The following is a 19,497-nucleotide window of genomic DNA, read 5'->3' as shown; positions in this document are numbered from 1 at the left end:
AGCTATGAAACGGATTCTTCTCGGTACTCTCTTCACCGCTGTTTCCATCAACGCCATGGCGCAAGCCCCGGGTGGCCCGGATTGCGGTTGGGGCAACATGCTGTTCGAAGGTCAGCGTGGCACCCCGGCACACTTCCTGGCATCCACCACTAACGGCACCTCCGGTAACGCTACGTTCGGTATGACTTCCGGCACCAACGGTTGCTCGACCAACGCGTCGCTGACCTACGGCGGTAAATCCTGGTTCGCCATGAATGGCATGATGAACGAGCTGTCCGAAGACATGGCCAAGGGCAACGGCGAAGCGCTGACGACCTACGCCGTGGTACTGGGCGTGGCGCCGGAAGACCGTGCGCACTTCGCTGCTGTCACTCACGAGCACTTCCAGCAGATCTTCAGCAAAGCTGACGTGACCGCAGAAGACGTGCATACCAACACCCTGGCCGTGCTGAAGTCGGACCCACGTCTGGCCAAGTACGCAACTCAGGCTTAAGCTCGACCCCACCCGCTTCTTTCGGGAAGCGGGTTTTGTTTTGAGTGCAATCACTCGAATGTGACGCTGAACCTGTGGTGAGGGGATTTATCCCCGATCGGCTGCGGAGCAGTCGTGAAACCATTCAATTCGGTGTATCTGATACACCGAGTTTTGCAGGTATGAGGGCCGCTTCGCAGCCCATCGGGGATAAATCCCCTCGCCACAGGGGAGTGATCGCAGCCCGATCCGGGTTTTATTTTCTTTCGACTTAAGTTGCCACTTATGCTCAAACGCCTTGCCTGGCTGGCGCTCTGTGTCTGCGCCCCGCTGTCCGCCGCGCCTCACATCGACCCTCAACGTTTGCAGCAACTGGCCAACGACCGCTTCTGGATTTCCCTCGGTCATTACGAAACCGCCAAGCTTGGCGGCTGGCGCAGCTATGTCAGCGACAGGAAATTCTTTCTTGCGCCCGATGGCAACGAACACCCCGACCATGAGCTGGCCGCCACCGTGCAGGCGCTGTACGCCCCGGCCAGTCTCGGCGAACAGCATGCGCAGTGCGTCTACCCGGCGCGTACGCGCTGGTTGAAAGCACAGCTCAACCTCAGCGATCTGCCCGCCCCCGATTGCGCCGAATTCAAGAAGTGGTTCAAGGACGTCTCGCCGCACAGCGCGGTGATGATCTTCCCGGCGGCCTACCTCAACAGCCCGTCGTCGATGTTCGGCCACACGCTGTTGCGCATCGATCAGGCTGACGTGCAGGCCGACAAGACTTCACTGCTGAGTTACGCGATCAACTTCGGCGCTTACATTGAAGGCTCGGACAACAGCATTCTCTACGCCTGGAAGGGCCTGATGGGTGGCTATCCCGGGCTGTTCGCACTGGTGCCGTACCAGGAAAAACTCTCCGAGTACCGCAGCCTGGAAAACCGCGACCTGTGGGAATACCGGCTGAACCTGACACAAGCAGAAACCGCACGCATGGTCGAGCATGTGTGGGAGCTGAAGCAGATCCAGTTCGACTATTTCTTCTTCGACGAAAACTGCTCGTATCGCCTGCTCGAACTGCTGCAAGTGGCGCGTCCAAGCCTGCGCCTGACCGAGCAATTCCCGCTGACCGCCATCCCTACCGATACGGTCAAAGCGGTGAAAGAGGCCGGGCTGGTGGAAAGTATCGAATATCGCCCGTCACGCGAGCGTGAATTGCTCAGCCGCGCCGAGCCGTTGAATAACGAAGAACAGCAATGGGTGCTGAAGGTCAGCGCCGATCAACAGGTGTTGCAGGAGCCGACCTTCAAGGCCCTGCCCCGGGATCGTCAGGCGCTGATCATCGATGCGGCATATCGTCTCGAGCGCTACCGCGCCAACGGCCAGGAGCGTGATGTGCAACGCGCTCAGCGCAGCTTCGATCTGCTGCGGGCGATCAACAAGAACCCGGCGCCGGAGCTGCAGATCCCGCAACCGGGCCTGCCCGAAGACGGCCACGAATCCCGCACCTGGCAGACCGGCGTCGGCACCCGCGGTGATCGTGCGTTCGGTGAGTACGGTTTGCGCATGGCCTATCACGATCTCAACGACAACGCCGAAAGCTTCCCCCTCGGCGCGCAGATCGAAATTCTACAGATGAAGCTGCGCCAGTATGAAGGCAACCAGTGGCAGTTCCAGCAACTGGACCTGGCGACCATCCGCTCGCTGACCCCGCGCAATGAACTGCTGCAGCCTCTGTCGTGGCAAGTCACCGGTGGCCTTGAGCGAGTACCGGGCAAGCATGATGACGAGACGCTGGTCAGCCACGTCAACGGTGGTGGTGGCGGTACCTGGGCGTTAGGTGATGACGTATTGGGTTTTGCCCTCGGCACCGTGCGCGTTGAACACAACAATGACTTCGCCGAGTTCGTCTCCCCGGCCGGCGGTTTCAATACCGGCGTGTTGTGGAAAAACCCGTTGGGCAATCTCAGCCTGGAAGCCAAGGGCGATTACTTCTTCAATGGTGAAGTACGCCGTAGCTTAAGCCTGAATCAGCAATGGGAGCTGTCGCGCAACCTCGGTTTGCGCCTGAGTGCGCAGCGTGAGTTCAGTCATGTGGCGACACCGGAAACCGAAGTGATGCTTGAGGTGAAGTGGTACCACTACTGATCTGAAGCCTAATCAATACCCCCTGAGGGAGCGGGCTTGCTCGCGAAGGCGTCGTGTCAGGCGATTCAAATCTCGACTGATCCCCGCTTTCGCGAGCAAGCCCGCTCCCACAGGGTTCTCCGGTATTCAACGAATTACTTACATGTCTTTCACCAACGCCCGACGAATCCGCTTCTAGACTTTCCCTATCAGCCGAGAATCGGCGCGGGAGAGTGCGATGGGGCGGTGTGCGGGGCTGTTGGGTGTTTTGCTGTTGCTCGGGGGTTGCCAGACCACCCACGAAGACTTGATCGCCAAAGGTTATCCACCGGCCTTCGCCGACGGTTTTGACGATGGCTGCGTCAGTGGCCGGCAAGCCGCCGGTTCGATCAGTGGCGAGTTTCGCAAGAACGTGCCGCGCTATCTCAAGGACAAGCAATACGCCGAAGGCTGGACCGACGGCTTCCGCCAGTGCCAGGCAATGCTGGAAAACAAGGATCGCGAAGAGTATCGCAACGAGCACTGGGACGAACGCGAGCGCGCCTGGCAGCAGCAGAAAGATCAGGACGCCGGGCGGGCTTATCGCTCGCAATAGGTCGCTTCCAGACATCCAGTGAAACCAAATGCCGGCGACCATGGCCCAAACTCTTTGCAGAGGAGGACAGCATGAGCCGCGCTTTCGTCAACGAAGATAACGCCGCTGCGCAAGCCGATCAGCCCGTCGAACGGCAGGTCAGTGCGCAGCCCAATTACGTCACCCCCCAAGGATTGGTGCAGTTGCAGGCTAAAGTCGCCGAACTGCAAGCCTTGCACGCCGAACAATCGGCCAAGGGCGAACAGACCGACAAGCAGCGCCAAGCCGATCTCGAAAGAGATTTGCGCTACTTCAACCAACGCCTCGCCAGCGCACAGGTCGCGGCCCCGGCGATCTCGACCGATAAAGTGCAGATCGGCAGCTGGGTGACCTACGCCGACGAACACAACACCGAAAGTCGGGTGCAACTGGTCGGCGAAGATCAGGCCGACGCCAGCCAGGGCCTGATCAACTGGGCTTCGCCGCTGGGCCGGGCGCTGCTCGGCGCCCGGCTCAATGACGAAGTGCTGTGGCAGCGCCCCGCTGGCGATCAGGTGATTGAAGTGATTCGCATCGAACCGGCTTAAACCACACCCTGCGCGAGCATCGCATCGGCGACTTTGACGAAGCCGGCGATGTTCGCGCCTTTGACGTAGTTGATCCGTCCGTTCTCTTCGCCGTAATGCACGCAGGCGTAGTGGATCGACTGCATGATCGCGTGCAGCTTGCTGTCCACCTCACCCGCCGTCCACAGCAGGCGCATGGCGTTCTGCGACATCTCCAGACCGCTGACCGCGACCCCGCCGGCGTTTGACGCCTTGCCCGGGGCGAACAGAATGCCGGCCTCGACGAAGATATCCACAGCCGCAAGCGTGGTCGGCATGTTCGCGCCCTCGGCCACGCATACGCAGCCGTTGCGCAGCAGCGTACGTGCGGCGTCTGCATCGAATTCGTTCTGCGTGGCACACGGCAGCGCGATGTCGCACGACAGCGACCAGGGCAACTGACCGGCGCGGAACTCCAGACCGAACGCCGTGGCCAGTTCGCTGATGCGTCCGCGTTTGACGTTTTTCAGCTCCAGCAGCGCCTGCCACTGTTCTTCGCTCAAGCCCGATTCGCAGTACAGCGTGCCTTCGGAGTCGGACAGCGAAATCACCTTGCCGCCCAGGTCCATGACCTTGCGCGCCGCGTACTGCGCGACGTTGCCGGAACCGGAGATCGCCACGCGCTTGCCTTCAACGGTCTGCTCGCGGCGCTTGAGCATCTCCTCGGCGAAGTACACGCAACCGAAACCGGTGGCTTCCGGGCGAATCAGGCTGCCGCCGTAGGTCATGCCTTTACCGGTGAACACGCTGGTGAACTGGTTGCTCAGGCGTTTGTACTGGCCAAACAGGAAACCGATCTCCCGCGCCCCGACACCGATATCGCCGGCCGGCACGTCAACGTCCGCGCCGATGTGGCGGTACAGCTCGCTCATGAACGCCTGGCAGAAACGCATGACTTCGGCGTCGCTCTTGCCCTTCGGATCGAAGTCCGAACCGCCCTTGCCGCCGCCCATGGGCAATGAGGTCAGGGAGTTCTTGAAAGTCTGTTCGAAGGCGAGAAACTTCAGCACGCCCATGTTCACCGAAGGATGGAAGCGCAAGCCGCCCTTGTACGGGCCGATCGCGCTGTTCATCTGAATGCGGAACCCGCGATTGACCTGGACCTTGCCCTGATCGTCGACCCACGACACGCGGAACACCACTGCGCGCTCCGGCTCGCAGATGCGCTCCAGAATGCCTGAGGTCAGGTAACGCGGATTTGGCTTCGAGAAACGGCCACAGACTGCGCAGGACCTCTTCGACGGCCTGGTGGAATTCGGGTTGATCCGGGTCGCGTTTTTTCAGGCGGGCGAGGAAGGATTCGACGGATTCGATCATGGGAAAAGTCTCGGCAAATTTATTGTCGTTGGAAGCGATTGAGCCGGACTGTAGCAAACGATTTGCGCACAGGAACAGCGCAAAATGTCGCAGTTATGAAATTAAATGGTGCACAGGATATAAATCAGGCGGTTTTTTGAGCTGGTTTTGCACCTGAATGGGGAGGTCAAATCGAAGTAATGCACCAACAATTACACCGCTATCTCGAGCAGGCTCACTCCTACAGGGGACCGTATTTCAATTGTAGGAGTGAGCCTGCTCGCGATGGCCACGACTCGGTATCACTGAAAAAAACTCAAAAAAAACGGAGCCCGAAGGCTCCGCTTTTTCATGCAACCAACCCGAATCAGGCCAGTTTCTTGTGGCGTACCCGATGTGGCTGGGCCGCCGCTTCGCCGAGGCGCTTTTTGCGGTCGGCTTCGTACTCGGTGTAGTTACCTTCGAAGAACACCGCTTGCGAGTCGTCTTCGTACGCCAGGATGTGGGTCGCGACGCGGTCCAGGAACCAGCGATCGTGAGAGATCACAATGGCGGCGCCCGGGAAGTCCAGCAGGGCTTCTTCCAGCGAACGCAGGGTTTCAACGTCGAGGTCGTTGGACGGTTCGTCGAGCAGCAGGACGTTGCCGCCCTCCTTCAGGGTCAGCGCCAGGTGCAGACGACCGCGCTCACCACCGGACAGGTCCTTGACGAACTTCTGCTGGTCGCCGCCCTTGAAGTTGAAGCGACCGACATAAGTGCGCGATGGGATCTCGTAGTTGCCGATGCGGATCTGATCGGAACCGTCGGAGATCTGCTGGAACACGGTCTTGCTGCCGTCGAGGTCTTCGCGGCTCTGGTCAACGCAGGCCAGTTGCACGGTTTCGCCGACTTCGATGGTGCCGGAATCCGGAGTTTCCTTGCCCATCAGCATGCGGAACAGGGTCGACTTACCGGCACCGTTACCACCGATCACGCCGACAATGGCGCCCTTCGGCATGGAGAACGACAGGTTGTCGATCAGCACGCGATCGCCGTAGCCCTTGGTGACGTTCTTGAATTCGATGACCTTGTCGCCCAGACGCGGACCGGCCGGGATGTAGATCTCGTTGGTTTCCGAACGCTTCTGGAATTCCTGCGACTGCATTTCTTCGAAGCGTTGCAGACGAGCCTTGGATTTCGACTGACGGGCTTTCGCGCCTTTGCGCACCCACTCCAGTTCTTCCTTCATGGCTTTTTCGTGAGCCGACTGCTGCTTGGATTCGGCCGCCAGACGATCGGACTTGGCTTCGAGCCAACCCGAGTAGTTGCCTTCGTAAGGAATGCCCGCGCCGCGGTCGAGTTCCAGAATCCAGCCGGCAACGTTGTCGAGGAAGTAACGGTCGTGCGTGATCGCGACCACGGTGCCCGGGAAGTCGTGCAGGAAGTGCTCCAGCCACGCCACCGAATCAGCGTCCAGGTGGTTGGTCGGTTCGTCGAGCAGCAGCATGTCCGGAGCGGACAGCAGCAGACGGCACAGGGCCACACGACGTTTTTCACCACCGGACAGGTGTTCGACCTTGGCGTCCCAGGCCGGCAGACGCAGGGCGTCGGCCGCGACTTCCAGTTGACGCTCCAGGTTATGACCATCGCTGGCCTGCAGGATCGCTTCGAGCTTGGCCTGTTCGGCAGCCAGTTTGTCGAAATCGGCATCCGGATCAGCGTAAGCGGCGTAGACCTCGTCCAGACGCGCCTGCGCATCCTTGATCACGCTGACCGCTTCCTCGACCACTTCACGCACGGTCTTGGTCGGATCAAGTTGTGGCTCTTGCGGCAGATAACCGATGTTCAGATCCGGCATCGGACGGGCTTCGCCCTCGAACTCGGTGTCGACGCCGGCCATGATTTTCAGCAGCGTGGATTTACCCGAACCGTTGAGGCCGAGTACGCCGATCTTGGCGCCGGGAAAGAACGACAGCGAAATGTTTTTCAGGATTTCCCGCTTCGGCGGAACAACTTTGCCCAGCCGATGCATGGTGAAGACGTATTGAGCCATGGAGAACCTTGGGTCAGTGACAGATGAATGATTGGAGCGCAGGCGATGCCCGGCCAGACCATGCGCGTCGTTCACTTGATGGTGATCAATGCGTGCGCGCGGAAAAAAGTCTGATTCTAGGAGCTGGAACGCTCCCGCGTAACCGGCAAAGCTACCTTAATGACCGGTGGCAGTCCAGCCGAGTGGGGCTGGCACTTCGCCACAACTCAAGGCATGCTAGCCGCCCTTCGGGCGTCCGGCTTATAGTGCACGTCGCGCCAGTCCAGCCAAACCGCAGGATTTCAGCTTGTCCAACGTTACCCCGCCAGCTTCTGTGAGCGCGTCCAATCCGGGGACCGGCTCGCCCCTGCGCGGAACATTGAAGGGGGCATTGGCGACGCTGGTACTTTTGCTGCTGGCCCTGCTGTTCTGGCAACTGCTCGATCAATTGCGCGAGACCCAGAAAAACCAGCGCCAGTACACCATCGACTACACCGCCGACCTCGCCTCGCAGGTCAGCCTGAACATGTCGCTGAATGCGCAAATCGCCCTCAACCTGCTACCGATCGTCGAACAGCCGCAGTCGTCCGACGAACAGCAGTCGCTGCTGCGCAAGCTCCAGCAATCGCTCCCGGACCTGCGCAGTCTGGCCCTGCTCAGCCCGTCCGGGAAAATCCTCAACGACAGCGCCAGCGACAGCCACGACGCCGATTACCTTGGTGAACTGGTGCGCCGCAGCCGCGCTCAGGCGCATTACTTCAGCAACGCCGACGACGGTTCGGTGGTACACCTGTTATTGCATCAGGCCAGCGGCAGCACGCGCGGTTATTGGGCGTTGCGCCTGACCCCGACCTTCTTCGACTCGCTGACCCAGCAGGGCGAAACCGGCATCCGGCCGTTGTGGCTGGTGGAAAACCGTCTCAACCATCAGATCATCAGCCGCGACGAGGCACGGCCTTCGGCCAGGCCTGGCGTCTTGAGCCCGGACGACATGGCCAACACCGTGCTGACCGTGCCGTTGAGCAGCAGCGACTGGCAATTGCGCGGGCTGTTCGACCGCCAGCGCGTGCTCGAAGAACTGCTGCCGGCGTTTATCGGCAAATGCCTGTTGGGGCTGGCGTTCTCGATGCTGCCAGTGATCGCTCTGCTCAACATGCGCCGGCGCCAGCGCCAGTTACATGAAGGCCGCCGGCGCTATCAGGACATCTTCGAAGGCACCGGCGTCGCCCTGTGCGTACTCGACCTCTCGGGCCTCAAGCAGTTGTTCGACAAGGCGCAGATCCAAACCAGCGACCAGCTCAAGGCCTGGCTCGACCAACCGGTCCAGCGCCAGCAATTGCTGCAGGAACTGCGCGTCACCGAGGTCAATCAGGTGGCACTGCAACTGCTCAACGTCAATTCCTGCGAGCACGCCTGGCAGTTGCTGATCGACGGTCAGCCGCACAACCAGTGCGCCATCGGCCACCAGGTGCTCGCCGCGGTTCTGCAGCAACAGAATCAACTGGAGCTGGAAATCAGACTGCCGGACATCAACGGCCGCGATCAGCACCTGTGGATGGTTCTGCGCCTGCCACAGGAACAGCACGACTACAAAGCGGTGATTCTGAGCATCAACGACATCACCAGCCGCAAGCTGATCGAACTGTCGCTGCTGGAGCGCGAAGGCTTCTGGTCGGACGTGGTGCGCACTGTGCCGGATCATCTGTACGTGCAGGACGTCATCAGCCAGCGGATGATTTTCAGCAACCACCACCTCGGCCAGACCCTCGGTTACAACCGCTCCGAGTTGCACCAGATGGGCGAGTATTTTTGGGAAATCCTCCTGCACCCGGAGGACGCCGACTATTACCACCGCTCGCGGCAGATGCAGCGGCACGCCGGGTACAGCCAGCTGTTGCAGTGCCAATTGCGCTTCCGCCATCGCGACGGCAAATGGCGGCGCTTCGATATTCGTGAGCAGGCGCTGGCCCGTGACAAACATGATCAGGTCACGCGGATCATCGGCGTGGCCAAGGACATCACCGAGCAGATCGAGGCCAGTGAATCGTTGCGCGACAGCGAGCAGCGCTACCGCATGCTCGCCGAAAGCATCAGCGATGTGATTTTCTCCACCGACAGCAAGCTGTCGTTGAACTACGTCAGCCCGTCGGTGCAGGCGGTGCTGGGTTACGACGCCGAGTGGATCTTCCAGAATGGCTGGCAATCGACGATCGCCAACCCGCAGCAGCTATCCGGCATCTACACCTTGATGGATCGGGTCAGCAAAGCGCTCGACAAACCTGAGCAACTCGCGCAACTGCGAAGCCAGGTGCAGACGCAAATGTTCCTGTTCGACTGCCTGCGCGCCGACGGCCGCAAGATCCCGATCGAGCTGCGGCTGGTGCTGGTGTGGGACGAACACGGCGCGTTCGAAGGCGTGCTCGGCGTCGGTCGCGACATCAGCCAGCAGCGCCGCGCCGAGAAAGACTTGCGCATGGCCGCCACCGTATTCGAGCACTCGACCTCGGCGATCCTGATCACCGACCCCGCCGGTTACATCGTGCAGGCCAACGAAGCCTTCAGCCGGGTCAGCGGTTATGCGGTGTCGGAAGTGCTCGACCAGTTGCCGAACATGCTCACCGTCGACGAGCAACAGGACGCGCACCTGCGCTACGTGCTCAAGCAATTGCACCAGCACAGCACCTGGGAAGGCGAAGTCTGGCTCAAGCGCCGTAACGGCGAGCATTACCCGGCGTGGGTCGGCATCACGGCGGTACTCGACGATGAAGGCGATCTGGCCAGTTACGTGTGCTTCTTCAGCGACATCAGCGAGCGCAAGGCCAGTGAGCAGCGGATTCATCGCCTCGCCTACTACGACGCCCTGACCCACCTGCCGAACCGCACGCTGTTCCAGGATCGTCTGCACACCGCGCTGCAATCGGCCGAACGGCAGAAGTCGTGGGTGGTGCTGATGTTCCTCGACCTCGACCGCTTCAAACCGATCAACGACTCCCTCGGCCACGCGGCTGGCGACCGCATGTTGAAAGACATGGCCACGCGGTTGCTGGCCTGCGTCGACGATGACGACACCGTGGCGCGCATGGGCGGTGACGAGTTCACCTTGCTCCTGCAACACCGCTCCAGCCGCGAAATGGCGCTGAACCGAGCGATTCATGTGGCCGAGCAGATTCTCGCCAGCCTGGTGCGTCCATTTGTGCTGGAAGGTCGCGAGTTCTTCGTCACCGCCAGTATCGGTATCGCCCTGAGCCCGCAGGACGGCAACGAACTCAGCCAGTTGATGAAGAACGCCGACACCGCGATGTACCACGCCAAGGAGCGCGGCAAGAACAACTTCCAGTTCTATCAGGCCGACATGAACGCCAGTGCGCTGGAACGTCTGGAGCTGGAAAGCGACCTGCGTCATGCGCTGGAGCAGAACGAATTCGTCCTGTATTACCAGCCGCAATTCAGCGGCGACGGCAAACGCCTGACTGGCGCCGAAGCGCTGCTGCGTTGGCGTCATCCGCGTCGCGGGCTGGTGCCGCCGGGGGATTTCATTCCGGTGCTGGAAGAGCTGGGTCTGGTGGTGGACGTTGGCGACTGGGTGATCAGCGAGGCCTGCCGTCAGCTCAAGACCTGGCACCAGAACCGCGTGCGCGTGCCGAAGGTGTCGGTGAACATTTCGGCGCGGCAGTTCTCCGATGGCCAGCTCGGTACGCGCATCGCCACGATCCTGCGCGAAACCGGGCTGCCACCGGCGTGTCTGGAGCTGGAGCTGACCGAAAGTATCCTGATGCGCGAAGTCAGCGAAGCAATGCAGATTCTGGCCGGGCTGAAAAACCTGGGCCTGAGCATTGCGGTCGACGACTTCGGCACCGGTTATTCGTCGCTGAACTACCTCAAGCAATTTCCGATCGACGTGCTGAAGATCGACCGTACCTTCGTCGACGGCCTGCCGTCCGGCGAGCAGGACGCGCAGATCGCTCGCGCAATCATCGCCATGGCCCACAGCCTCAATCTGGCGGTAATCGCCGAAGGCGTGGAAACCCATGAGCAACTGGACTTCCTGCGCGAGCACGGCTGCGATGAGGTTCAGGGCTATCTGTTCGGACGGCCAATGCCGGCGAGCCGGTTTGAAGCGCAGTTCAGCAATGACGCACTGTTCATGTTCGACTGAACATCGGCGGCGCGCCCTTCGCGAGCAGGCTCGCTCCCACAGGGATTGATGTCGATCACAAAATCGCAGGCCTGCCTCGATTACTGTGGGGGCGAGCCTGCTCGCGAAGAGGCCTTCAAAAGCACCGCACATCTGGCATGAACGCCACTTGTCTGCGACATGATGTCGTTTCATATGCCATCCAAAACCCATTGGGTTAGAATGCCCCCCTTTTCTGCCCCCGATCCTTGAGGACCGCCATGTTCAGCCGTGATTTGACTATTGCCAAGTACGACGCCGATCTCTTTGCCGCCATGGAGCAAGAAGCTCAGCGCCAGGAAGAGCACATTGAGCTGATCGCTTCGGAAAACTACACCAGCCCTGCGGTGATGGAAGCTCAAGGCTCGGTACTGACCAACAAGTACGCCGAAGGCTACCCGGGCAAGCGCTACTACGGTGGTTGCGAGTACGTCGACGTTGTTGAACAACTGGCCATCGACCGCGCCAAAGAGCTGTTCGGCGCCGATTACGCCAACGTTCAGCCGCACGCCGGTTCCCAAGCCAACGCCGCTGTCTACCTGGCTCTGCTGCAAGGTGGCGACACTATCCTGGGCATGAGCCTGGCCCACGGTGGTCACCTGACCCACGGCGCCAGCGTTTCCTCCTCCGGCAAGCTGTACAACGCGGTGCAGTACGGCATCGACGCCAACGGCCTGATCGACTACGACGAAGTCGAGCGTCTGGCGGTTGAGCACAAGCCGAAAATGATCGTGGCCGGTTTCTCTGCCTACTCGCAGATTCTCGACTTCCCGCGCTTCCGCGCCATCGCTGACAAGGTCGGTGCCTACCTGTTCGTCGACATGGCTCACGTGGCCGGTCTGGTCGCCGCTGGCGTCTACCCGAACCCGGTGCCATTCGCTGACGTGGTCACCACCACCACGCACAAGACCCTGCGCGGTCCTCGTGGCGGTCTGATCCTGGCGCGCGCCAACGCCGAGATCGAGAAGAAGCTGAACTCCGCGGTATTCCCGGGCGCCCAGGGTGGCCCGCTGGAGCACGTGATCGCCGCTAAAGCGATCTGCTTCAAGGAAGCGCTGCAGCCTGAGTTCAAGGCTTACCAGGAACAAGTGGTGAAGAACGCCCAGGCCATGGCCGAAGTGTTCATCGAGCGCGGTTTCGACGTGGTGTCCGGCGGTACCAAGAACCACCTGTTCCTGCTGTCGCTGATCAAGCAGGACATCTCCGGTAAAGACGCCGACGCCGCTCTGGGCAAAGCGTTCATCACCGTGAACAAGAACTCCGTGCCTAACGACCCACGCTCGCCGTTCGTCACTTCCGGCCTGCGCTTCGGTACTCCGGCTGTGACCACTCGCGGCTTCAAGGAAGCAGAGTGCAAAGAGCTGGCCGGCTGGATCTGCGACATCCTGGCTGACCTGAACAACGAAGCGGTGATCGACGCCGTTCGTGAGAAAGTCAAAGCCATCTGCAAGAAACTGCCGGTGTACGGCGCGTAATCGCGACGTTAAATCCGCAGCATGAGAAACCGGCCAAGTGATTGGCCGGTTTTTTTGTGCCCACATTTTTTCAAACGCCTGAACCGCTCAAGAATGGGACTCACCGCACAACTGGTCAGACCGGTCATGCCAATTCGTCAATTTTCACTTGCGATCCGCAAAAATCCGCGCCTAGACTGCACCCGCACTGGACATACCGGTAAGACCACAATAATTAAGTTCTGAATCTGATGCGCCCAAAGGCGCACGGCAGCCAGGACACCGACCAGGATTCCTCCCATGCTCAGATGGTGCTCGCGTTCAATCTTCCTCCAAGTGGTTCTCGGACTGGTGCTCGGCATCGTCTGCGGGCTGACCCTTCCCGAATATTCCGCTCAGCTCAAACCACTGGGTGACGGCTTCATCAAACTGATCAAGATGCTTATCGGCCTGATCGTGTTCTGCGTGGTGGTCAGCGGCATCAGCGGCGCGGGCGATCTGAAGAAGGTCGGGCGCATCGGCCTCAAGTCGGTGATCTACTTTGAAGTGCTGACCACCATCGCGCTGGTGATCGGCCTGGTATTCGCCTTCAGCACCGGCATCGGCAGTGGCGCGAACATCCATCTGGAGCAGTTGTCCGCCGCCGACATGGGCGACATCGCCGAACGCGGCCAGCATATGCACACCACCACGCAGTTCCTGATGGACCTGATTCCGACCTCGGTGCTCGGAGCCTTCGCCGACAACAACATTCTGCAAGTGCTGCTGTTCTCGGTGCTGTTCGGCAGCGCGCTGAATCTGGTGGGCGAAGCGGCTTCCGGGATTTCGCGGCTGATCAACGAGCTGAGCCATGTGATTTTCCGGATCATGGGCATGATCGTACGCCTGGCGCCGATCGGCGTGTTCGGCGCCATCGCCTTCACCACCAGCAAGTACGGCCTCGATTCGCTGCAACACCTGGGCAGTCTGGTCGGCCTGTTCTACCTGACCTGCATGGCGTTCGTCAGCGTGATCCTCGGCGTGGTAATGCGCGCCTCGGGCCTGCGTCTGTGGCCCCTGCTCAAGTACCTGCGCGAAGAATTGCTGATCGTCATGGGCACCGCTTCTTCCGACGCCGTGCTGCCACAGATCATGCGCAAACTTGAACACCTGGGGATTGGCAGCTCGACGGTCGGGCTGGTGATTCCCACCGGCTATTCGTTCAACCTCGACGGTTTCTCGATCTACCTGACCCTGGCCATCGTGTTCATCGCCAACGCCACCGGCACGCCACTGGCGATGACCGATCTGCTGACGATTCTGCTGGTGTCGCTGATCACTTCCAAGGGCGCCCACGGCATTCCCGGCTCGGCGCTGGTGATTCTGGCGGCGACGCTGACGGCGATCCCGGCGATTCCGGTCGTGGGTCTGGTGCTGGTACTGGCGGTGGACTGGTTCATGGGCATCGGCAGGGCACTGACCAACCTGATCGGCAACTGCGTCGCCACCGTGGCCATCGCCCGTTGGGAAAAGGACATCGATGTGCAACGCGCCAACAAAGTACTCAGCGGTCAGCAGGGCTACACCTTTCAACCGCGTAAAAGCGGAACTCCGGCGCACCAGCAAGAGTTCTGATTTTCAACCCCGCAGGAGCTGCCGCAGGCTGCGATCTTTTGATCTTGTTTGCGGCATCCCCTATGGGCTTATGGAGCTAGACAAGTGATCACCACATCAACCGTCGTCAACTCAGTCGTAGAAAAACTGCGCGCCGCCCTCGCCCGTGGTCAGTGGCGCTCCGGCGACATGCTGCCGGGCCAGCGCGAACTGGCCGAACAACTGGGCATCAGTCGTCCGAGCCTGCGCGAAGCGGTGATCGTCCTGGAAACCCTTGGCCTGGTGCGTTCGATGCCGGGCAAAGGCGTGGTGGTGCTCGACGCCCAGCTCAGTGACAGCCAGAGCCACGACAGCGCGGTGGCCGGCGCCAGCCTCGAAGACGTGCTGCAACTGCGCTACACCCTTGAGCCTTTCATCGTCGGTCTAGTCGCGCAGTCGATCAGCAGCAAGGAGGTCGGCCAGTTGCGCTTGACCCTGATGGACATGCGCGAAGCCCTTGAAGCCGGTGACAGTGAAGCCGGGGTCAGCGCCTACATCGCCTTCCACGAGGAGCTTTTCACCCTGACTTCGAACCCGATTTTCCAGAGCGTGGTGCAGCAAACCAGCAATGCCCTCAAGCAAAGCGCCGAAGTGCTGCGCAATTCGCCTGAGCACCTAGCCGAACGCCTGGAAGAAAACGAAGCGGTGGTGCGCGCGATCCGCAGCAAGAACAGCGCCCAGGCCAGCGCCGAAATGCGTCGGCACATTCTGCGCGAAGGCCAACGCATGGGCGTTGAATTGAACATTCCGGATGACAACCTCAGCCACTGATTGATTCACACTGGAGACCGGCCATGAACAGCCTTGCCACGTCGCCGCACACTCGTCAGATGTCGGCCCACCTGCCCTTCTCCCGCCTGCAGGCGTCGGCAGACGATCTGTACCCGCGGCTGTTCGACGCGATTCTGGACCGGCGAATCGACCCAGCCAGCCGCTTCACCGAAGACAGTCTCAAGCAGATGTTTGGCGTCAGCCGCGCCGATGTGCGCCGGGTGCTGACGCAGTTGTCCCATGAGCAGGTGATTGTGCTGCGCGCCAACCATCGGCCACGGGTGGCCGCACCGGATGCCGAGCAGACCCGGCAAACCCTGCACGCCCGGCGCCTAACCGAAGCGACGCTAGTGCGTCTGGCTTGTCAGAATGCCTCAGCGGAGAGTTTGAAACGCTTGCGCACGCTGGTCGAACGCGAACGCCTGGCCGTGATTCAGGAACGGCGTGCGGCGGCGATTCGTTTGTCCGGCGAGTTTCATCTGCAGTTGGCCCAGATGGCGGGGAATGCACCGTTGGCACATTTCCTTGGCAGCCTGGTGCCGTTGACGTCGCTGGCGATTGCGCGGTGTGATGGATCGACGCCGGGTTGCTGCGCGTGGCAGGAGCATCTGGCGATTGTCGAGGCGGTCGCGTCTGGGGATATGTCCATGGCTGAGCGACTGATGAATCAACACCTGGATCATCTTGAGCAGACCTTGCTGGGTACAGCCCTTGAGCATCGTGTCGCCGGTTAGATCGCCTTCGCGAGCAAGCCCGCTCCCACAGTGAATTGCATTCCTCCTGACAGAATGCGGCCTACTGTGGGAGCGGGCTTGCTCGCGAAGGTGTCAGCCCTGACGCCGAATAACCATCAGGCAGAAGTCACTCTGGCAAACCCCGCCCGAATCTTCTCTTCCGGCAAATCATCGGCAATAAACACAATCACACTTTCCCGCGCCTCACCCTCGGCCCACTCGGTGTCCCAGTCGAACCCGTAAAGTTTCAGCACGCCCTGAAACACCAAGCGTCGATCTTCACCCGCAATGTTCAGAACACCTTTGTAACGCAGCAATTGCTTGCCGTGCTCTTCCAGCAGCTCGTTCATGAACTCACTGAGCTGATCGATATCCAGCGGCTGGTCTGTGCGCAGCACCAGACTGGAGATGCGGTCGATGGACGGCGCCTTGCTCACCGGACGCAGGCTCACCCCGCCACCGAGGTCGGCATTGAGATTGAAGCCACGCACGTCGAGCAGTTCGGCCAGATCGATGTTGCCATGCTCGACCACGCGGATCGGCGCACGACGATTGATCCGCGTCAGGCGTTCGCTCAGCGCGGTGAACGTGGCCTCATCCACCAGATCGGTCTTGCTCACCAGCAAGCGGTCGGCGAAACCGATCTGCGCCTGGGCGATGGTCTGGGTCAGGTGCTGGTCGGCGTGAGCCGCATCCACCAGGGTGATGATGCCGTCGAGCAGATAGCGCTCGCGCAGTTCTTCGTCGATAAAAAAGGTCTGCGCCACCGGGGCCGGATCGGCCAGACCGGTGCACTCGATCACCAGACGGTCGAAGGCGATTTCACCGCTGTCCAGGCGTTCGAGCAGCAGGTACAGGGCCTTGGTCAGATCGGTGTGGATGGTGCAGCAGACGCAGCCGTTGGCCAGGGTCATGACTTGCACCGGCTCGACGCCGAGCAACTGGGTGTCGATGCCGGCGTCGCTGAATTCGTTCTCGATCACGGCGATCTTCAGGCCATGCTCGGCTTTAAGCAGATGGCGCAGCAAGGTGGTCTTGCCGGCACCGAGGAAACCGCTGAGTACCGTTACGGGTATGGGAGAAGACAAAACACGATCTCCTTAAAGAAACACAAAACAAATGTGGGAGCGGGCTTGCTCGCGAAAGCGGTGTGTCAGTCACCACACGTATCAACTGACACTCCGTATTCGCGAGCAAGCCCGCTCCCACAGGGGGACTGCATCAACCGCAGGCTGTCAGCTCAACAGCACTTCGGCCCACCCTTGCCACCGTAACGCGCTTCCTGACGTTCGCGGAAGAACATCTCGTAGCTCATCACCGGTTTGTCCGGGTGTTTGGTTTGCATATGCTCGACGTAGGTGTCGTAGTCGGGCATGCCGACCATCAGGCGCGCGGCCTGACCGAGGTATTTACCGAGGCGACTCAGGTCATTGAACATGGTGCAATCCTCTGGTTACGCGTCCGGCAGGGCCTGGAATGGCGATTCTTTATCCGTACGCTCTTTTTTGCCCCAGGCAGCGATGCCGACCTTGAGCGCATAGAACAGGATGCTGAAGACCACGAACAGGAACAGCGCAGTGAGCGTTGCGTTGGTGTAGGCGTTGAAGATCACGTGCTGCATCTGCTCGACGCTTTTTGCCGGTGCCAGCACCTGACCGTTGGCCAGCGCATCGCTGTATTTCTTGGCCAGCGACAGGAAGCCGATCGCCGGGTTGGCGTCGAACAGCTTGATGAAGCCTGCGGTGGTGGTGCAGATCAGCAGCCAAGCGGCTGGCAGCAGGGTGACCCAGATGTAGCGCTGGCGCTTCATCTTGATCAGGACCACGGTGCCGAGCATCAGCGCGATACCGGCCAGCATCTGGTTGGAGATACCGAACAGCGGCCACAGGGTGTTGATGCCGCCCAGTGGATCGATCACGCCCTGATACAGCAACCAGCCCCACATCGCCACACAACCGGCGGTGGCGATCAGGTTGGCAGTCCACGATTCGGTGCGCTTGAGCGCCGGAACGAAGGAGCCGAGCAGGTCCTGCAGCATGAAGCGCCCGGCACGGGTGCCGGCGTCTACAGCGGTCAGGATGAACAGCGCTTCGAACAGGATCGCGAAGTGGTACCAGAACGCCATGGTGTTTTCACCCGGCAGGACACTGTGCAGGATCTGCGCGATACCGACCGCCAGGGTCGGCGCACCGCCGGCACGGGCGAGGATGGTGGTTTCGCCGATGTCGTGAGCCACGGCTTGCAGCGCCTCCGGCGTGATCGCGAAGCCCCAGCTGCTGACCATCTGCGCCACCGATGCGACGTCACCGCCGACCACGGCGGCCGGGCTGTTCATGGCGAAGTACACGCCCGGCTCGATCACCGAAGCGGCAACCATGGCCATGATCGCCACGAACGATTCCATCAGCATGCCGCCGTAACCGATGTAACGCGCGTTGGTTTCGTTATCCAGCAACTTCGGCGTGGTGCCCGAAGAGATCAGTGCGTGGAAGCCGGACACCGCACCGCAAGCGATGGTGATGAACAGGAACGGGAACAGACCGCCCTTCCACACCGGGCCGGTGCCGTCGACGAACTGGGTCAGCGCCGGCATTTTCAGCTCGGGCATGGTCACCAGAATGCCGATCGCCAGGGCGATGATGGTGCCGATCTTGAGGAACGTCGACAGGTAGTCGCGTGGCGCGAGGATCAGCCACACCGGCAACACGGCGGCGACGAAGCCGTAACCGATCAGCATCCAGGTGATTTGCACGCCGGTGAAGCTGAAGGCCTTGGCCCACACCGGATCAGCGGCAATCTGCCCACCGAGCCAGATCGAACCGAGCAGCAGCAACACACCGATGACCGAGATCTCGCCGATGCGGCCCGGGCGGATGTAGCGCATGTAGATGCCCATGAACATCGCGATCGGGATGGTCGCCATCACGGTGAAGATGCCCCATGGGCTCTCTGCCAGTGCCTTGACCACGATCAGCGCCAGCACCGCGAGGATGATGATCATGATCAGGAAGCAGCCGAACAGGGCGATGGTGCCGGGGATGCGGCCCATTTCTTCACGCACCATGTCGCCCAGGGAACGGCCGTTGCGCCGGGTCGACATGAACAGGACCATGAAGTCCTGCACCGCGCCCGCCAGCACCACCCCGGCAATCAGCCACAGCGTGCCGGGCAGATAACCCATCTGCGCCGCCAATACCGGGCCGACCAGAGGTCCGGCGCCCGCGATCGCGGCGAAGTGGTGACCGAAAAGAATGTGTTTGTTGGTCGGCACATAGTCCAGACCGTCGTTGTTGAGCACGGCGGGGGTGGCCCGACGCGGATCCAGTTGCATCACATTGTTGGCGATGAACAGGCTGTAGTAACGGTACGCGACCAGATAAATGGCCACGGCCGCGACCACGATCCACAAGGCGTTGATCGCCTCTCCTCGGCGCAATGCCACTACGCCCAGGGCGCACGCTCCTACGATTGCCAGCACTAGCCAGGGTAAGTGGCGTAGCAGGCTATTATTATTTTTCATTTTATTATTCCAGCCAGGGTGGACAAGAAAGACAGCCACCCCGAGTTTAGCGCTTACGGCGCCAAAGGCCATACCCCGACGTTGGTCTAGACGGCTTGTCGATTGGCAGCCACCCAACGGTCGGGTCTATAGTCAG

13 protein-coding genes and 1 pseudogene are annotated in these 19,497 nt (G+C 60.7%); 9 read left to right on the top strand and 5 right to left on the bottom strand.

Annotation, left to right across the window (positions count from 1 at the left end):
• Positions 1-4 precede the first annotated feature (4 nt).
• The 4 genes from CRO59_RS19415 to CRO59_RS19400 all read left to right on the top strand — a co-directional run bounded on the left by CRO59_RS19415 (position 5) and on the right by CRO59_RS19400 (position 3,751).
• Positions 5-493 (top strand): DUF3015 domain-containing protein, encoded by a 489-nt coding sequence (locus CRO59_RS19415; RefSeq protein ID WP_007909797.1) that lies wholly within the window; start codon positions 5-7, stop codon positions 491-493.
• Between the two features lie 264 nt (positions 494-757).
• Positions 758-2,611 carry a DUF4105 domain-containing protein gene (locus CRO59_RS19410; RefSeq protein ID WP_097089262.1) on the top strand — a complete coding sequence of 618 codons (1,854 nt, stop codon included), beginning with the start codon at positions 758-760 and terminating at the stop codon, positions 2,609-2,611.
• Between the two features lie 217 nt (positions 2,612-2,828).
• The gene (locus tag CRO59_RS19405; RefSeq protein ID WP_097089264.1) at positions 2,829-3,185 is read left to right on the top strand and encodes a hypothetical protein; all 357 of its coding nucleotides are present in this window, start codon (positions 2,829-2,831) and stop codon (positions 3,183-3,185) included.
• A 71-nt stretch (positions 3,186-3,256) separates the two neighbouring features.
• Positions 3,257-3,751, top strand: a complete 495-nt coding sequence (locus CRO59_RS19400) for a GreA/GreB family elongation factor (protein ID WP_097089266.1) — start codon at positions 3,257-3,259, stop codon at positions 3,749-3,751.
• Here CRO59_RS19400 and gdhA read toward each other — a convergent pair.
• Positions 3,748-5,086 (bottom strand): annotated as a pseudogene (gdhA, locus tag CRO59_RS19395) (NADP-specific glutamate dehydrogenase). The gene CRO59_RS19400 and the pseudogene gdhA overlap by 4 nt on opposite strands.
• A 346-nt stretch (positions 5,087-5,432) precedes the next feature.
• Positions 5,433-7,097 carry an energy-dependent translational throttle protein EttA gene (gene ettA, locus CRO59_RS19390; RefSeq protein WP_003228391.1) on the bottom strand — a complete coding sequence of 555 codons (1,665 nt, stop codon included), beginning with the start codon at positions 7,095-7,097 and terminating at the stop codon, positions 5,433-5,435.
• A 286-nt stretch (positions 7,098-7,383) separates the two neighbouring features.
• Here ettA and morA point away from each other — a divergent pair, with 286 nt between their 5' ends.
• The 5 genes from morA (at position 7,384) to CRO59_RS19365 (ending at position 15,841) form a co-directional block, all read left to right on the top strand.
• Positions 7,384-11,232, top strand: a complete 3,849-nt coding sequence (gene morA, locus CRO59_RS19385; protein WP_097089268.1) for a cyclic di-GMP receptor MorA — start codon at positions 7,384-7,386, stop codon at positions 11,230-11,232.
• A gap of 239 nt (positions 11,233-11,471) precedes the next feature.
• Entirely contained in the window at positions 11,472-12,725 is a 1,254-nt protein-coding gene (gene glyA / locus CRO59_RS19380) for a serine hydroxymethyltransferase (RefSeq protein ID WP_003228394.1), read from the top strand.
• Between the two features lie 279 nt (positions 12,726-13,004).
• Positions 13,005-14,318, top strand: coding sequence for a C4-dicarboxylate transporter DctA (locus tag CRO59_RS19375; protein ID WP_097089270.1), 1,314 nt, complete (start codon positions 13,005-13,007; stop codon positions 14,316-14,318).
• Between the two features lie 84 nt (positions 14,319-14,402).
• The gene (locus CRO59_RS19370) at positions 14,403-15,107 is read left to right on the top strand and encodes a FadR/GntR family transcriptional regulator (protein WP_027612834.1); all 705 of its coding nucleotides are present in this window, start codon (positions 14,403-14,405) and stop codon (positions 15,105-15,107) included.
• Positions 15,108-15,130: 23 nt separating this feature from the next.
• Positions 15,131-15,841 (top strand): GntR family transcriptional regulator, encoded by a 711-nt coding sequence (locus tag CRO59_RS19365; protein WP_097089272.1) that lies wholly within the window; start codon positions 15,131-15,133, stop codon positions 15,839-15,841.
• A 116-nt stretch (positions 15,842-15,957) separates the two neighbouring features.
• Here the strand turns inward: CRO59_RS19365 and yjiA are convergent, their stop codons facing one another.
• From yjiA to CRO59_RS19350, 3 genes are all read right to left on the bottom strand, one after another.
• Positions 15,958-16,929 (bottom strand): GTPase, encoded by a 972-nt coding sequence (gene yjiA, locus CRO59_RS19360; RefSeq protein ID WP_097089273.1) that lies wholly within the window; start codon positions 16,927-16,929, stop codon positions 15,958-15,960.
• 152 nt (positions 16,930-17,081) lie between these two features.
• Positions 17,082-17,279: a YbdD/YjiX family protein gene (locus tag CRO59_RS19355; protein WP_003228401.1), complete on the bottom strand. Its 198-nt coding sequence runs from the start codon at positions 17,277-17,279 to the stop codon at positions 17,082-17,084.
• A gap of 15 nt (positions 17,280-17,294) precedes the next feature.
• A complete protein-coding gene (locus CRO59_RS19350) occupies positions 17,295-19,361 on the bottom strand; it encodes a carbon starvation CstA family protein (RefSeq protein WP_097089275.1) in 2,067 nt (688 codons plus the stop codon).
• Between the last annotated feature and the right edge of the window lie 136 nt (positions 19,362-19,497).

It is taken from the genome of Pseudomonas sp. LAMO17WK12:I5 (genome assembly GCF_900215165.1).
Taxonomy (GTDB): domain Bacteria; phylum Pseudomonadota; class Gammaproteobacteria; order Pseudomonadales; family Pseudomonadaceae; genus Aquipseudomonas; species Aquipseudomonas putida_A.
Note: the sequence above shows the minus strand (reverse complement) of the source record. Positions and strands in the feature narration are given on the sequence as shown.

Coding starts and splice junctions, on each gene's coding strand:
- CRO59_RS19415 (WP_007909797.1), top strand. CDS start 5: ATGAAACGGATTCTTCTCGGTACTCTCTTCACCGCTGTTTCCATCAAC.
- CRO59_RS19410 (WP_097089262.1), top strand. CDS start 758: ATGCTCAAACGCCTTGCCTGGCTGGCGCTCTGTGTCTGCGCCCCGCTG.
- CRO59_RS19405 (WP_097089264.1), top strand. CDS start 2,829: ATGGGGCGGTGTGCGGGGCTGTTGGGTGTTTTGCTGTTGCTCGGGGGT.
- CRO59_RS19400 (WP_097089266.1), top strand. CDS start 3,257: ATGAGCCGCGCTTTCGTCAACGAAGATAACGCCGCTGCGCAAGCCGAT.
- ettA (WP_003228391.1), bottom strand. CDS start 7,097: ATGGCTCAATACGTCTTCACCATGCATCGGCTGGGCAAAGTTGTTCCG.
- glyA (WP_003228394.1), top strand. CDS start 11,472: ATGTTCAGCCGTGATTTGACTATTGCCAAGTACGACGCCGATCTCTTT.
- CRO59_RS19375 (WP_097089270.1), top strand. CDS start 13,005: ATGCTCAGATGGTGCTCGCGTTCAATCTTCCTCCAAGTGGTTCTCGGA.
- CRO59_RS19365 (WP_097089272.1), top strand. CDS start 15,131: ATGAACAGCCTTGCCACGTCGCCGCACACTCGTCAGATGTCGGCCCAC.
- CRO59_RS19355 (WP_003228401.1), bottom strand. CDS start 17,279: ATGTTCAATGACCTGAGTCGCCTCGGTAAATACCTCGGTCAGGCCGCG.
- CRO59_RS19350 (WP_097089275.1), bottom strand. CDS start 19,361: ATGAAAAATAATAATAGCCTGCTACGCCACTTACCCTGGCTAGTGCTG.